Raw genomic sequence first — 14,304 nt, 5'->3', positions numbered from 1 at the left:
TGCCCCGTATCGATACAGATACGTCGCGAAAGTTGACCGATAATGAAGCAAGCCATGCGACCTGAAGAGAAATTTTACACCTTCATGTGAATATCCATTCTGGGGGTACCCTGGCACGGAAGTTGCTGGGCATGTCATTGATGTAACAACATGACCGGACCCCGGGGAATCCTTTATTTTGACACCGGAACGACCTTCCACCCTGATCGAAAAGCCTTCGATCCTGATCCTGGGGACGCGCGGCATTCCGGCTTCTCACGGCGGCTTCGAAACCTTCGCCGAGCGGCTGGCGCTTTTCCTGGCCGGACGCGGCTGGAAGGTCGGCGTCTACTGCCAGAAGGAGGTCGAGCGCGTCGGGCAAAGGGTAAGCACCGAGACATGGCGCGGCATCGAGCTCATCACCATCGAAGTGGCCTCCACCGGTCCGCGCGCGACGCTTGAATTCGACTGGCAATGCGTGCTCGACGCCGCCAGGCGGCCGGGCGTATGCCTGGTGCTCGGCTATAACGGCGCGGTGTTCCTGACCTGGCTCAGGCTCATGCGGCGCAAGATCATCACCAACATGGACGGTATCGAGTGGCGGCGGCCGAAATGGGGGCCGGCCGCGCGCAGCTGGTTCTGGCTCAACGAATGGATCGGCGCCTGGCTTTCGCACCGGCTCGTCGCCGACCACCCGGCGATCTCCGACCATCTGGCGACAAGGCGGCCGCGCAGCGCTATCGCCACGATCGCCTATGGCGCGGACCCGGTGACCTCGGCGCCGGAGGAAGCCATCCGCGCGCTCGGGCTCGAGCCCGGCAAATATCTGGTCTCGATCGCGCGGATCGAACCCGACAACAACATCTTGCCGATCATCGAAGCCTTCCGCCGCCGCGATCGCGGCGACATGAAGCTGGTGGTGCTCGGCACGCTCAACGACGACATTCCCTACCACCGCGCCGTGCGCGAAGCGGCAGGCATCACGGTGATGATGCCGGGCGCGATCTACGACCAGGCGGTGGTGAAGGCGCTTCGCTTCCACGCGCGCGCCTATATGCACGGCCACACCGTGGGCGGCACCAACCCTTCGCTGGTCGAGGCGCTTGCCGCCGGCAACATGGTGATCGCGCATGACAACCGCTACAACCGGTGGGTCGCGGGCGAGGCAGCGATCTATTTCAACGACATCGATGGCCTGAGCGAACGGATCGACGAGGTGCTGGCCGACGATGCGCTGGTGGCGCGCTGCAGCAAGGCGGCGCGGACCCGCGCCCGCGAGGCCTTCCGCTGGGAAGACGTGCTCACCGCCTATGAAAAGGAAGCGCTGCGGCAGCTCGGCGTTGCCACCGCCGCGCCGGCGAAAGCCGACCGCGCCAAGCACGCATGACCGGCTGGTCGCGGCGCCGGGTGCTCAAGGCGGCGCTCGCCGCCGGCGCCGCGCCGCTGGTCGCGACGCCGCTCGCAACACCTTCGCCAGCAAGCCCCGCCGTCGGCACTTGGCCGTTCAAGCGCGGCGTCAACACCTGGCCATGGTTTGCCCTGACGCGCGAATTTCCCGCGCCCCGCACCGACTATGACTGGCCGCCCTTCCAGTCGCAGCGGCCGGTGCCGACGCCGGCCGACCTTGCCCGGTTGCGGGCCAGCGGCCTCGATTTCATCCGCCTGCCTGTCGATCCGGGACCGTTCGTTGCCACCGAAGCGGTACAGCGCGCCGAATTGATGGGCATGCTCGACGCAGCGGTCGATGCGGCGCTCAGCGCCGATCTGGGCGTCATCGTCAACGTGCAGGCCAATGGTGCCACGCATTACTGGAATCCCGACCGCATGTATTCCAGCACCACGGCGCCGGAATTCGAATCCTATCGGGGGCTGGTGAGCGAAATCGCTGAGCGGCTCCAGGGCAGGAAGGCCGGCATGGTGGCGCTGGAGCCTGTCAACGAGCCACCGCAGGACTGTTCTTCCGAGGCATGGCCGGCCGTGCAGGCCTCGCTGCTGACGGCCGCCAGGGTTTTGGGGCCGAGCGTGCCGCTGCTCGTCACCGGTGGCTGCGGCTCGATGGTGCGGGGCTTGACGGCGCTCGATCCGGCGCCGCTAGCGGATTTCGAGCCGATCCTGTTCACCTTCCACTTTTACGAGCCCTATCTGTTCAGTCATCAGGGTGCGCCGTGGATGCGCGAGCCGGTCTACCGCGCGCTGAACAACGTGCCGTGGCCGGCCTCCGCCGGAACGCTGGAAAGAACGCTGGCCTCGGTCAGGGCAAGGATGGCCGGGGACACGGAAAGGTCCCAAGAGGCCAAGAAGGCCGCCTATGCCGAGACCGAGCGCGTGCTGAAAGTCTATTTCGACGCGCAGCCCGACCGCCGCTTCATCGACCGCTACCTTAAGCAGGTGAGCGACTGGGCGCAGACCCACGGCATCGCGCCCGAGCGCATTGTCATGGGCGAGTTCGGCGCGCTGCGCACCGATGCCCGCTACACTGCCGCGCCGAGCCCGGACCGCGCCCGCTACATCGCCGATGTGCGGCAGAGCGCGGAAGCCTTCGGCTTTCCCTGGGCGTTCTGGGACCTGTTCGACGGCATGGGGATGATGGACGACACCACGCGCGCCCTCGACCCGGCGATGATAGAGGCGCTGGGGCTGACGATGCCGCGCGCTTGATTTGTTGAATCACCAAACCGCGCCAAAGGTTTGGTTCGCTGACAGGTACGGCGTGCCGGCCATCGCGGCTTCCAGGCCCATCGCCCCCTTGTCGACGAGAGCTAGGAAAGCATCGTTCGCTTTCTCCCGGCTGCGGGTCTGTCGGAACATGCGATGCGCCTCGAGAAAGGCGACAGTCCAGGTCGCCAACAGCAGGTTGGCCGCAAGATGCGCATCGGGATCGGCGGTGTCGCGGCCGACGCTTTCGGCCAGCGCCGCCGCCACCAGGTCGGCCAGTTCGTCGCGGATCGCTCGCGCCCGCGCCTTCAGCGTTTCGCTGCCGGCAACCGTCGGCACCAGGCGCTCGCTTCTGGCGGAGAATTCGACCACCGGGCTGCGTTCGGCGACCAGCCGGTGCGCGAGCAGGTGCAATGCCTCTAGTGGTGCGACACCGGCCGCGCGCTGGCGCACGGCCTCGCGCAGCATCTCGCGCCCCTCCTCGTCGCGGTCGAAGAACATGTCCTCCTTGCGCGGGAAGTGGTTGAAGACCGTCATGCGCCCGACATCGGCGGCCTCGGCGATCTCGTCCACGGTCACATGATCGAAGCCGCGTTCCATGAACAGGCGGGTGGCGGCATCGGAGATGGCCTTGCTGGTGGCGGCCCGCTTTCGGGAGCGGCGGTCGGACGGTTCTGGCATGGCTCCTCGTAGCATGATTTTGGTACTCAGTACATATTTCCGTTGACTCTGCGTCGTCGATCGTCGATATGTACTCAGTACATATTTAAACTCAGTATATTTACGGTTTGACGCCTGGCGCGCGGCGAGGTTCGACCCTGCTGCCGCCCGGGCGAGATAGCCTTCGCTCCCGGAGTTCCCCCATGAACAAACCCCTCATCGTCATCTTTGCCGCCATCTGCCTCGACGCCGTCGGCATCGGCCTCGTCTTTCCCACACTGCCGCGCCTCCTCGAGGAGGTGACGCACAGCCCCGGCATCGTCGCCTATGCCGGCATCATGACCGCGCTCTACGCGGCCATGCAGTTCCTCTTCGCGCCGGTGCTCGGCGCCTTGAGCGACAATCTCGGCCGCCGTCCGGTCCTGCTGATTTCGCTGGCGGGCGCCGCGATCAACTATCTGATCACGGCCTTTGCGCCGCAGCTCTGGATGCTGTTCATCGGCCGCGCCATCGCGGGTTTGACCAGCGCCAACATCTCCGTGGCGACGGCCTACATCACCGACATCACGAAGCAGAATAAGCGCGCCGACCGCTTCGGCCTGTTCAGCGCCATGTTCGGCATCGGCTTCATCATCGGCCCGGTGCTGGGCGGCGTGCTCGGCGACCACTGGATCCGGCTGCCCTTCATCGCCGCCGCCGTGCTCAACGCCGCGAACCTGCTCCTGGCCATCTTCGTCCTGCCGGAATCGCGCCTCCCGGACCGACAGAAGATCGATCTCGCGGCCCTCAACCCGCTGAAGCCCTTGCGCTGGGTGTTTTCGATGAAGGGCCTGCTTCCCATCGTCCTGGTCTATTTCATCCTTTCCGGCGCCGGCGAGGCCTACGGCACCTGCTGGGCGCTCTGGGGTTTCGACACGTTCCGGTGGAACGGCCTCTGGGTCGGACTTTCGCTCGGCGCGTTCGGCCTTTGCCAAACCTTGGTGCAGGCCTTCCTGCCCGGCCCCGCAGCCCGGCTGCTCGGCGAGCGCAGGGCCTTCGTCATCGGCATCGGCTTTGCCTGCATCGCGCTCACCGCCATGGCCTTCGCCAACCAAGGCTGGATGGTGTTCGCCATCATGCCGGTCTTCGCGCTCAGCGGCATAGGCACGCCGGCCTTCCAGGCCCTGGCGACAAGGCAGGTCGATGCGGACGGCCAGGGCCAGTTGCAGGGTGTGCTGGCCTCGGCGGTCAGCCTTGCCTCCATCGTCGCCCCGCTCGCCTTCTCGACCGTCTACTTCGCCACGCAGAAGCAGTGGCCCGGCGCTATCTGGCTGTCGGTGATCGCGATCAATCTTGTAGCTGTGCCGCTGGTGTTGCTTGGGGCGAGAAGGCGAGAGGCGAGCGGGGGCGCTGCGGAGGCACAGTAACGCTGCGCCGCGATCCTTCGCCGTAGAGCGCTACGCCTGCGTCCTTTGACGCGCAACAGCCCTCACCGGCCGATAAAGCGCCAGCGCGATCACCACGAATTTGGTCATCAGCGTCGTCTTGGAGGCGATGCTTTCGGAGGTGTTGAGCAGGATGAGCCAGCCCAGCATCGGCAGCCAGATGCCCGGATGGCAGCGGCGCGCGACCTCGTGCATGAACAGCGCGAAGCCGAAGAAGATCAAAAGCGTGAAGAAGGCGCCCTGGTAGAGCGTCAAGCGCAGCACCGGGTTCTCAATGCCCTGCTCCAGGCCAGTGATGCGGCGCATGCTGTCCAGCAGGTCGACGTCGGGCCCGACGATCAGGTCGCGCAATTCCAGATGCCTGAAGAGATCGAACATCTCGACGCGTGCATTGGCGCTGCCGCTGTCGGAGACGAAACGTTCGAGCAGCGCGTCGAAGAAGCCGTAGTAACCGGCGAGCGCGAGCGCCAGCGGCAGCAGCGCGGCGAGCATGATCACCAGCGCGGCGCCCAGAAGGTTGACGCGTCCTGTCCTGAGCTGCGCCACGCCGCGGATGAGCACATACACGCCGCCGAGCAGGATCGTCAGCACCATGCCCGAGCGGCCGCCGAAGACGACCAGCGCGCAGAACTGCAGGCCGACCAGCGTAAGCCTCAGCGGCGTCGACAAGGAACGCGCGCCGGACAACAGCGACAGCACATAGATGGAGGTGACCGTGGCGTTGGACAGCGGGTGCCCCTGCAGCGCCGTCGAGCGCAGATCGTTGACGAATACCGCGCCGTCGAACCGATACGGGAACACAAGATGCTTGGTGCCGAATTCGAACAGCGCCAGCAGCGCATTCACCGTCATGACGACATGGATGACGATCCGCAGCCGGGCAAAGGTCTTCTCATCATCCTCGCTGAGCAGCAGCACGAGCAGCGTCGGCGTGACGAACGTGTCGATCATGCCGGCCATGCCGGGGCGCTGCCTGAGGATGACGACGAAGAGAAGCACCGTCGAGATCACCGCCATCAGCATCGTTGCCGGCCGCTTGTTGGTGACATGGACCACATAGCCGACCGGATTGCCGAAGGTGCAGGAGCGCCAGACAAAGACGAGCACGAAGAGATAGGTGGACGGGTGGATCTTGCTCAGCGGACTGCCCTGCAGGCCGTCGTAATTATAGCCGGCGAGCCACAGCATGCCGCCCGAGACGGAAAACAGAAGCAGCACCGCCACGGTGATGCCGATACGGGTCAGCGTGTCGACAGGGACAGTGCGCGGGCCGGCCATGGCGTAGCCCGAAGCCGGAACAGGCCGGGCCGGACCGGCCAGGATCGAGGCCATGTCAGGCCGCCTCGTCGACCAGCATGGCGCCGGTCGGCAGCCGCCCCATGACGGAGACCGCTTCGGAGGTCGAAGCGACGTCGCGCATCGGCGTCGCGTTCAGCCGGGCGACGAGCAGGATCTCGTCGGCCATGGCGACCAGCGGCAGGACGTTGAGGTCGTCGGCCAGCGCGCCGCCGTCGACGACGACGAGTTCGAAGCTGCGATTGGCCTCGGCCAACATGCGATGGGCGAAATAGAGCGCCTGGGCTTCCTGGAACACCGCGGTCGGCCGGCCCCTGCCGACGAGCGCCACCGAACTGCCGGGCGCATAGCGGCTGACCGCTTCGAGCGGGTATTCGCCGCGCAGCACGTCGAGCACGCCGGGCTGCGGGTCCTTCTGGCCCTTGCCGGCATTGATGTCGATGAACAGCACGCGGCGGCCCCTGGCCGCCGCCGCATTGGCGAGCTGCCATGCAACCCTCGACCGCGGCGCCTTGTCCTCGGGCGGCGACGCCACCAGGATCGAGGGCACCAGCGGCCAGTCCGGCGGACGCCTGGTGCCGGCGGCGATGCGCTGCAGCGCGAGGCCCGCCACGGCGTCGGTTTTCTGGGCGGCGCCGGAGCGGCGGCGGCCCCTGCCCGGCAGCACGCCAAGCACCGGCGCGTCGATGGCCGACTGCATCTGGTTGGCGGACAGCACGGTCGGCGAAAGATATTCGGCGATCAGCGCCATGCCGATACCCAGCGCCAGTCCGCCGAAGATGGCGCCGAAGACAAGCAGCCCCTTCGGCGGCCAGCTCTTCTTCAGCGCCGGCATGGCCTGCGAAATGATGCGGGCGTTGGTGCTGTTGACGTTGATCTGCTCGCGCGTTTCCTGGGCGCGCTGAAGGTAATTGGCGTAGACGGTGCGCACGGCCTCGAGATCGCGCTGCAGCTCGCGCAGCCTGACCGAAGCCTGGTCGGTGTCGAGCGACTTGCCCTTCAGCGACGCCACTTTGGCCTCCAGCTCCTTCTGGTTGGCCAGAGCGCGCTCGTAGTCGGTCTCCGCTGCGGTGACGAGGCGGCCGAGCTCACGCGAAATCAGCTTGCGCAGGTCGCTCAATTGCTGCTGCGCCGAGATCATCGAGGGGTGGCGCGGCCCGAGCGCGGTGCCGAACTGCGATATCTGGTCGACCAGCGTCGCTTCCTGCGCCCTGAGGCTGGCGATGACCGGCGAGCGCATCGCCTCCGAGGTCGCGTCCGGCGCGCCGCCCTGCCGGCGCAGCTGGTCGACCTGCGCCTTGAGCTGCGCGGTGCGGGTCTGGGCGGCGGTCAACTGTGTGTTGAGATCGGTCAGCTCCTGGTCGCTGACCAGATTGCCGGCCGCCATCACCATGTTGTGCTCGGCCTTGTAGGTCTCGACGGCATTGGCCGCCTGCTCGACACGCTTGCGCTGATCCTCCAGCCGGGCGCTGATCGCGTCCGAGGCGTCGGCGGCAGCCTTCGAGCGCGCCTGCGCCTGGTCGTCGAGATAGGCCTGCGCGATGGCGTTGGCGAGCTCCGCCGCCAGGTCGGCGCTCTTGGCGGTGATGATGATGTTGAGGACCAGCACCTTGTCGTCGCGCTTGACCGCAAGGCGGCGGCGCAGAGAATCGAGCGTCTCAGCCGTCCTGTCGCCGTCGTCGGAGCCGAACAACATGCCGAGCCACCGGCCGAGCCCGCCCTGCCCGTTGAAGTCTGGATTCTCGGTCAAATTGGTCGCCTTGATGGCGCGCAGCAGGACGCCGTTCGACTGCGCCACGGCCACCTGGCTTTCGACCTGGGTGATGCCGCCATCGGGCGAGATGCGGCTTGGGTTGACGTCGTTGGTGACGACCTGGAGGTCCTGCGGGTCGATGATGATCTGCGCCGTCGAGGAGTAGAGCGCCGGCGTCAGGACGCTGTAGACAAGCGTCAGCACGGTGAGCAGCGCGGTGATGGCGAGGATCAGAAAGCGGCGGCGCAGCAGGATGCGACCGAGATCGCCAAGCTCGACCGTGGCATGCGCGGGCGCATGTGCGTAATAGGCCGGCGCCGGCACGACCGCCTCCGGCGCGTTCTGCTGAGGCACCATGAGCAGGGGTGATTGCAAAGATCGCTCCGACAACGCTCCATCGGCCGGCAAAGACGTGAATGCGGCGTTGGCCTAGCTATTCCCGGCAACGATTAAAACACTGTTAATTATGTTCATAAATTGATGCCGTACTGGCACGAAGTTTGCACCGACGCAGTAGAATTTAAGTGCAGCCTAAGTTGGAGACATCGTGCGCATGCGGCGGAAGCTTGACCTGGCCGGCCGGGCCGCCGGCACCGGATATAAATCGTCCGGGGATTGGCGATGCGCCTGAACCTGCGCCTCAACGGCGATTGCGTGCGCGCTTTCCATGTAGCGCTGGCCGAGCGGCTGTCGCTGCTGCCCGGCATCGAGCTTGCCATCGACGCGCGTCCGGCGGCGGGCGGCGTGCCGCGCGGTGCCGAAGCGCTGTTCCAGCTTGAGACGCTGATCCATCGGCTGCCCGCCGATGGGACGGCAAAACGTGTGCCACTTTCGACACTGGCCGGCCATTCGAGGGCGTCCGCGCCGGCCGATCTCACCATCGACCTCATCGGCGATGTCGAGCCGCAGGGCCGACGGGTCTGGCGCCTGGCCTATGACGGCGCCTGCGGCGAAGAGGCCCTGCTGGCGCTGATCCTTGCCGGCCGTACCCCGCTCGCCCGTCTGGAACAGAACGGCGCGACGGTCGCCGAAGGGCGGCTCGGCACCGAATATCACGGCATTGCGCTGGCGTCCTTCCAGGACATGCTGGCGCGCAGCGCCAGCCTGATCGTCGCGGCGGTCGACGGCGCCGCGCGCTCGTCGCTTCCGGTGCTGCCCGAACCATCATCCGAGGCGCCGGCTCCGGCCATGCCGTCGGCTACCAAGCTCGGTGTGCGTGCGGCCAAGGCGACGGCGCGCCGCATCGTCCAGCAGATCTATCATCTCGCCTACAACGCACCGCACTGGCGGGTCGGCTGGCGCGAGACCGGAGGCAAGGATCTCTACGCGCTTCGCGCTCATCCGCAATCGGGCTGGCGCGACCTGGCCGACGACGGCAGCCGCTTTTACGCCGACCCGTTTCCCGTGCTCTATCGCGGTCAGGTGACGCTGTTCGTCGAGGATTACATCCACCGCACCGGCAAGGCGATCCTTTCGGCCGTGGCTTTCGGGCCGAACGGGCCGGCCGGCACCCCGAAGCCGGTGCTGGAACTATCCTACCACCTCTCCTACCCCTTCGTGTTCGAGCGCGACGGCGAGATGTGGATGGTGCCGGAGAGCTCGGCCAACCGGACGGTCGACCTCTACCGCGCCACCGCTTTCCCTGGCGGCTGGGTCAAGGAAGCGACGCTTCTGTCGGACATCGTCGCCAGCGACGCTACGCTCGCCGAGCATGGCGGACGCTGGTGGATGTTCGCCACCGTGCGCGACGGCGGCGGCGCCTTTTCGGACCAGTTGCATCTGTGGTCGGCGCCGGATTTCCGCGGGCCGTGGACGGCGCATCCGAAGAACCCGTTGCTGATCGACATCGCCACGGCGCGTCCGGCGGGCCGCATGGTCAGCCGCGGCGGCCAGTTGCTGCGCCCGGTGCAGGATTGCCGCAGGAGCTACGGCGCCGCGCTCGGCCTAGCGCGCATTACGCAGCTTGACGATACCGGCTTCGAGCAGGTCGTCGAAACGATCCTCAACCCCGGCGCGGGCTGGGCCGGCCGCAAGCTGCACACGCTCAACGAGGCGGGCGGACTGGAATTCATCGACGGTTCGGCAATGGCGCCGCGCTGGAAACGCACGCCGAGGCAGGATCCCAAGCCTGCGGGCGGTGGAGAAAAGACATGAGCATCGCAGAAGATCGCGAAACGCCTGCCGTGCCGCCGGGCCGGACCGAGGTTGACGTGGCGATCGTCGGCGCGGGACTCGCCGGAACCGTGCTGGCGATAACGCTCGCCAAGGCCGGCCGCAAGGTCGCGCTGGTCGATCCGCATCGCATCCATCATGACGAATTCCGGGCCGAGAAAACCCGCGCGGAGCAGATGGGGCTGTTCGAAAAGCTCGGACTCGGGCCTGTCTTCAGATCGCTCGTCACGCCGATGACTGACATCAATGTCTTCCGCTTCGGCCAGTTTTTCGAGCGCAAAGAAGGTCCGGAGTTCGCCTTTTCCTACGCGCCGCTGGTCAACGGCATGCGCGCGGCGCTGCCGGCGCAAGTGCCGCTGACGGTGGGCAAGGTCGCCGACGTGTCGACCGGACCGGATCGGCAGCGCCTGGTGCTCACCGACGGCTCCGTCATCGACGCCCGGCTGTTGGTGGTGGCCACCGGCTACAGCGAGGCGGTGCGGCGCGCCATCGGCGTAGAGCGCATCGAGGAATCGAAAGCCCATTCGCTGACGATGGGGTTCGACCTTGCGATCACGCCGCAGGAATTCGGGCTGCAGTCCCTCACCTTCTACGCAAGGCGGATCGCCGATCGCATTGCCTTTCTTACCATCTTCCGGATCGGCGAGCGGATGCGGGCGAACATGTTCGTGTATCGAACCGTCGCCGATCCATGGGTGCGGGCGTTCCGCGATAATCCGCAAAAGATGCTGCTGGACCTCATGCCGGAGATTGCCGGGCGATGCGGCAACTTCGCTGTCGCCAGCGAGGTCGAAGTAAGGCAGGTCAGCCTGACGACGACGCAGGGCCATCGCCGCGACGGCGTCGTCTTCATCGGCGATGCGTTCGCCACGACATGCCCGGCGCAAGGTGACGGCATCCATCGGGTGCTGACCGATGTCGATTGCCTCAGCTCGACGCATATTCCCGCCTGGCTCGAAACACCCGGCATGGCAGCCGACAAGATCAGTGCCTTCTACGACGATCCGGTCAAGATCGCCGCCGACGAAAGAGCCATGCGCGCCAGCATCTATGCCAGGCGGATCACCACCGAGACCGGGCTTGAATGGCGCCTGCGCCGCCTGCGCAACAAAACCGCGCGGCACCTGATGATCTTCGCCCGCCGGTTCCGCGAGGCGGGAAAACGGAGTGACGCCGCGCCTGGCGTAACAGGAGTTGCTTTCGACCACACAGATAAGGCAGGTCAGGAATTGCCCGCCGGGCCGCGCCTGGGAACATGATCGCAAGTGAGCTTACGAATCCGTAAGTCGCGTTTCCCGGCGACGCTAGTTTAGATCACAGGGTGAGCTGTGTCTCCTGCTCGGCGGGACAGCACTCCCGTCGCACCAATGGCCCGCTGCCGCCTCTATCGGTTTGGCAGCGGGCTGTCGGGCGGTGCATGCACGGGCCGGTTCTTCACCGTTGCCGGGCTCGCGCTTGGGCCGATTCAGATCGTTCAGCCGCCCGTGATATCCGCCGCAACGCCCGGCACGGGTGCCGACGGGATCGGCGCCTTTCACGTGCGCGGGGATTGGCCCTACCCCGCGCTTCGCCCTATCTTGAGATTGCAACAAGGACAACGACGATGACCCGCATCCGAGCGATGACGAGGAACGACCTTGTCGAGGTATCGCGCCTGCTCCAATCCTGGCGGCGAACCTATGCGCCGATCATGGGCGACGAGGCCGTGGCACGACTTTCCGACGAGAAACATGCGCCGGAAAAGCTCGCGGCCGAGCTTGAGGACGAGGACAAGATGTCCTTCGTCGCCGAACGCGCCGACGGCTCGATCGCCGGCTATGCTATGGCAGCGATGGACGCAAAGGGCGACGTGATGCTGGAGCGCCTGCACCTCGAGCCGCAGGCATTCGGCAGCGGCCTCGCGGTCGACCTTTTGCACGCGGTGCTGGCCGCGCATGCCGGCATTCCCTCGATCGCGCTGGAGGTGATCGAGGGCAACGACCGCGCGATCGCCTTCTATCGCAAGCATGGCTTCGAGGTGGTCGAACGCCGCGACACCGCGCACGGCGTCGGCGGGCACGCCTCGCTGATCATGCGCCACATGCTGCCGAGGGCTTAGAGCACCGTTGCAGGAATGGCGCCTTCGGTGAATTACTCCCTCACCCCTCAAGCCGAGCGGCGCAGCATCAATTCGGCGTTGAGCAGGACGCGCGCGTTGTCGCGCTTGGCGGCCGGCGCATTCTCGTCCAGCCGCCGCAGCAGGAGCTCGATCGCCAGGCGGCCGATCTCGTTATAGTTCTGCGCCACGGTGGTGATCGGCGGGCAGGCATAGCGCGACAAAGGATGGTCGTCATGGCCGGCGACGCGCAGATCGCAGTCGGCGCCGTGACCGACCTTGAGGCCGAGTTCATAGGCGGCGCTGATGACGCCGAAGGCGATGCGGTCGTTGGCGCACAGTACCGTCCCTGTCGGGAAGCCTTGCCCTTTCAGGATGCGCAGTGCCTCGTCATGGCCGAATTTCTCGAAATCCCAGGAGCCGACATCCTCGACCGCCACGATCGAGGGCGTCATCTTGAAGCCATGCATGGCTTCGACATAGGCCTCCTGCCGGGCGGAAGCGTTGTTGTTGACCAGCGGCATGGCGAAATAGCAGGGCGGCTCGCCGGAACGGCAGAGATAGTCGACGATCAGCCGGAAGCTCTGCCGGTTGTCGGTGCCGACGAAGGACGAAGTCTCGTCGAGCGGCGAGTCGACATAGATCAGGGGGATCGAAGCGCCGAGCTCGGCCAGGATGCGATGGTGCGAGCGCACGCCTAGCGGCGCGATGACGGCGCCGGCGATGTTCATCGACCGGAACGTCTGGATCGCCTGGTCCTCCATCTCGGCGCGGCCGTCGGAGGACAGCACGAAGGCGAGGAATCCGGCCTCGTTGGCGATCGTCTCGATGCGGCGCGTCAGCGCCATGTAGAACGGGTCGGTCGAATTGGGGATGATGACGCCGAGGATGTTGGAACGGCGGCGGTTCAGATTGACCGCGAACATGGACGGACGGAAGTCGGATTTCTTCAGCGCCGCCTCGATGGTGCTGCGCGTGTTCTGCCGCACCGAACCGGGATCGTTGAAGTATTTCGAAACCGTGGTGCGGGACAGGCCGACAAAGGCGGAAAAATCCTCCATCGTCCTGATCGTCTTTGCCATCCTTCTGCCCCTGTCGGTACCGGCGTCACGACTGTCTACTTGAGTCACCTCGCGACGCAAAGGCAGGCAATCGTGCTCCCCGTTCAAGCCTCGGCCGAGAACTGGACCTTCATCGTCGCCGGATTGCCGCCCTTGGCGAAGAAAGGCAGCACCTCGTCGAGCGGCAGTCGATGGCTGACCAGCCTCGCCATGGTGCCGTCGTCGCGACTCAGGATCGCAAGCGCCTGCGGGATGTTGCGGTTCAGCGAATGCGACCCGGCCAGCCTGATCTGGCGGCGGAAGATCTCGAATGGGGCGACCGCGATCCTGGCGTCGGGCGCGCAGACGCCGAAGACAAGCGCGGTGCCGCCATCGGCGGTGAGACCGATCATGCCTTCGACCACCTTGGCGATGCCGGTGGCGTCGGCGACGAGGTCGAAGCCCTGTGCCCGCGCCGCCAGGTCCTGCGATCCGGACACAAGCGGCTCCAGCCCGAGCGACGCCGCGAAGGCGAGACGCGGTTCGCTGATGTCGGCCACCGCCACTTTCGCCACGCCGCTGGCCTTGAGCGACAGGGCCATCAGCAGCCCGATCGGCCCGGCGCCGAAGACGAGCGCATTGCCGGGCACGTGACTGCCGGCCTCTACCCCGGCCGCGCCGAGCCCGTTGAGCACGCAGGCGAGCGGCTCGGCGAGCGCGGCCGTTTCAAAAGCGAGATCGCCGATGGCGTGGAGATGATCGACGGCGACGAGGCTGTATTCAGCGAAGCCGCCATTCTCGGTCACGCCATAGGCCTTCAGCGTGGCGCAAAGGTTGGTGAAGCCTTTACGGCAGGCCGGGCAATGGCCGCACGGGATGTTGGGATCGACGGCGACGCGGTCGCCGGGCTTAACCGATGTGACGTCCTCGGCGACCGCCTCGACCGTGCCGGCATATTCATGGCCGGGCACGAGCGGGAACGCGCCGGAACCATAGCGACCATGCAGCACGTCGATATCGGTGTGGCAGAGCCCCGCCGCGCGCACCCGCAGCAGAGCGTGGCCTGGCCTGATCGCGGGCATGTCGAGCTCAGCCATGCCGGCATCGCCGGCCGCGGCAAATCGGATGGCCTTCATTGTCGTCTCCTGTTTCGACGCAATTCCGGACGGAAGGCTACGGCGAAGTCGCCGAGCCCGACCGCTTCACACTTTTCCTGGAATTGCTGCGGTG

At 66.2% G+C, this 14,304-nt stretch carries 11 protein-coding genes; 6 read left to right on the top strand and 5 right to left on the bottom strand.

Annotated elements, in window-relative coordinates; translation table 11 throughout:
- Positions 1 to 178: 178 nt before the first annotated feature.
- Entirely contained in the window at positions 179 to 1,366 is a 1,188-nt protein-coding gene (locus tag AC0YKC_RS14345; RefSeq protein ID WP_488511503.1) for a DUF1972 domain-containing protein, read from the top strand.
- Complete coding sequence (locus AC0YKC_RS14340) at positions 1,363 to 2,637, top strand: glycoside hydrolase family 5 protein (RefSeq protein WP_488511502.1); 1,275 nt, start codon at positions 1,363 to 1,365, stop codon at positions 2,635 to 2,637. The genes AC0YKC_RS14345 and AC0YKC_RS14340 overlap by 4 nt, the downstream gene beginning before the upstream one ends.
- 9 nt (positions 2,638 to 2,646) lie before the next feature.
- Here AC0YKC_RS14340 and AC0YKC_RS14335 read toward each other — a convergent pair whose 3' ends face one another.
- Complete coding sequence (locus tag AC0YKC_RS14335) at positions 2,647 to 3,315, bottom strand: TetR/AcrR family transcriptional regulator (RefSeq protein WP_488511501.1); 669 nt, start codon at positions 3,313 to 3,315, stop codon at positions 2,647 to 2,649.
- Between the two features lie 182 nt (positions 3,316 to 3,497).
- On the opposite strand from AC0YKC_RS14335, the gene AC0YKC_RS14330 reads away from it, so the two are divergent.
- Positions 3,498 to 4,700: a TCR/Tet family MFS transporter gene (locus AC0YKC_RS14330; protein WP_488511500.1), complete on the top strand. Its 1,203-nt coding sequence runs from the start codon at positions 3,498 to 3,500 to the stop codon at positions 4,698 to 4,700.
- Positions 4,701 to 4,730: 30 nt separating this feature from the next.
- On the opposite strand, the gene AC0YKC_RS14325 is transcribed toward AC0YKC_RS14330, so the two are convergent.
- Positions 4,731 to 6,050, bottom strand: a complete 1,320-nt coding sequence (locus AC0YKC_RS14325) for a VpsF family polysaccharide biosynthesis protein (protein WP_488511499.1) — start codon at positions 6,048 to 6,050, stop codon at positions 4,731 to 4,733.
- A gap of 1 nt (position 6,051) precedes the next feature.
- Positions 6,052 to 8,142, bottom strand: a complete 2,091-nt coding sequence (locus tag AC0YKC_RS14320; protein ID WP_488511497.1) for a GumC family protein — start codon at positions 8,140 to 8,142, stop codon at positions 6,052 to 6,054.
- A gap of 246 nt (positions 8,143 to 8,388) precedes the next feature.
- Between AC0YKC_RS14320 and AC0YKC_RS14315 the strand changes: the two genes are divergently transcribed.
- From AC0YKC_RS14315 to AC0YKC_RS14305, 3 genes are all read left to right on the top strand, one after another.
- Positions 8,389 to 9,921, top strand: coding sequence for a glucosamine inositolphosphorylceramide transferase family protein (locus AC0YKC_RS14315; protein ID WP_488511496.1), 1,533 nt, complete (start codon positions 8,389 to 8,391; stop codon positions 9,919 to 9,921).
- A complete protein-coding gene (locus AC0YKC_RS14310) occupies positions 9,918 to 11,198 on the top strand; it encodes an FAD-dependent oxidoreductase (RefSeq protein WP_488511495.1) in 1,281 nt (426 codons plus the stop codon). The genes AC0YKC_RS14315 and AC0YKC_RS14310 overlap by 4 nt, the downstream gene beginning before the upstream one ends.
- A 344-nt stretch (positions 11,199 to 11,542) precedes the next feature.
- Positions 11,543 to 12,037: a GNAT family N-acetyltransferase gene (locus AC0YKC_RS14305; RefSeq protein WP_488511494.1), complete on the top strand. Its 495-nt coding sequence runs from the start codon at positions 11,543 to 11,545 to the stop codon at positions 12,035 to 12,037.
- 47 nt (positions 12,038 to 12,084) lie between these two features.
- On the opposite strand, the gene AC0YKC_RS14300 is transcribed toward AC0YKC_RS14305, so the two are convergent.
- Positions 12,085 to 13,095: a LacI family DNA-binding transcriptional regulator gene (locus AC0YKC_RS14300; protein WP_434725696.1), complete on the bottom strand. Its 1,011-nt coding sequence runs from the start codon at positions 13,093 to 13,095 to the stop codon at positions 12,085 to 12,087.
- A gap of 104 nt (positions 13,096 to 13,199) precedes the next feature.
- A complete protein-coding gene (locus tag AC0YKC_RS14295; protein ID WP_488511493.1) occupies positions 13,200 to 14,210 on the bottom strand; it encodes a zinc-dependent alcohol dehydrogenase family protein in 1,011 nt (336 codons plus the stop codon).
- Positions 14,211 to 14,304 lie beyond the last annotated feature (94 nt).

Source organism: Mesorhizobium sp. CNPSo 4661 (genome assembly GCF_057784215.1).
The sequence above is the reverse complement of the archived record's forward strand: the minus strand, read 5'-3'. Positions and strand labels throughout refer to the sequence as shown.

Coding starts and splice junctions, on each gene's coding strand:
- AC0YKC_RS14340 (WP_488511502.1), top strand. CDS start 1,363: ATGACCGGCTGGTCGCGGCGCCGGGTGCTCAAGGCGGCGCTCGCCGCC.
- AC0YKC_RS14335 (WP_488511501.1), bottom strand. CDS start 3,315: ATGCCAGAACCGTCCGACCGCCGCTCCCGAAAGCGGGCCGCCACCAGC.
- AC0YKC_RS14330 (WP_488511500.1), top strand. CDS start 3,498: ATGAACAAACCCCTCATCGTCATCTTTGCCGCCATCTGCCTCGACGCC.
- AC0YKC_RS14325 (WP_488511499.1), bottom strand. CDS start 6,050: ATGGCCTCGATCCTGGCCGGTCCGGCCCGGCCTGTTCCGGCTTCGGGC.
- AC0YKC_RS14315 (WP_488511496.1), top strand. CDS start 8,389: ATGCGCCTGAACCTGCGCCTCAACGGCGATTGCGTGCGCGCTTTCCAT.
- AC0YKC_RS14310 (WP_488511495.1), top strand. CDS start 9,918: ATGAGCATCGCAGAAGATCGCGAAACGCCTGCCGTGCCGCCGGGCCGG.
- AC0YKC_RS14305 (WP_488511494.1), top strand. CDS start 11,543: ATGACCCGCATCCGAGCGATGACGAGGAACGACCTTGTCGAGGTATCG.
- AC0YKC_RS14300 (WP_434725696.1), bottom strand. CDS start 13,095: ATGGAGGATTTTTCCGCCTTTGTCGGCCTGTCCCGCACCACGGTTTCG.
- AC0YKC_RS14295 (WP_488511493.1), bottom strand. CDS start 14,210: ATGAAGGCCATCCGATTTGCCGCGGCCGGCGATGCCGGCATGGCTGAG.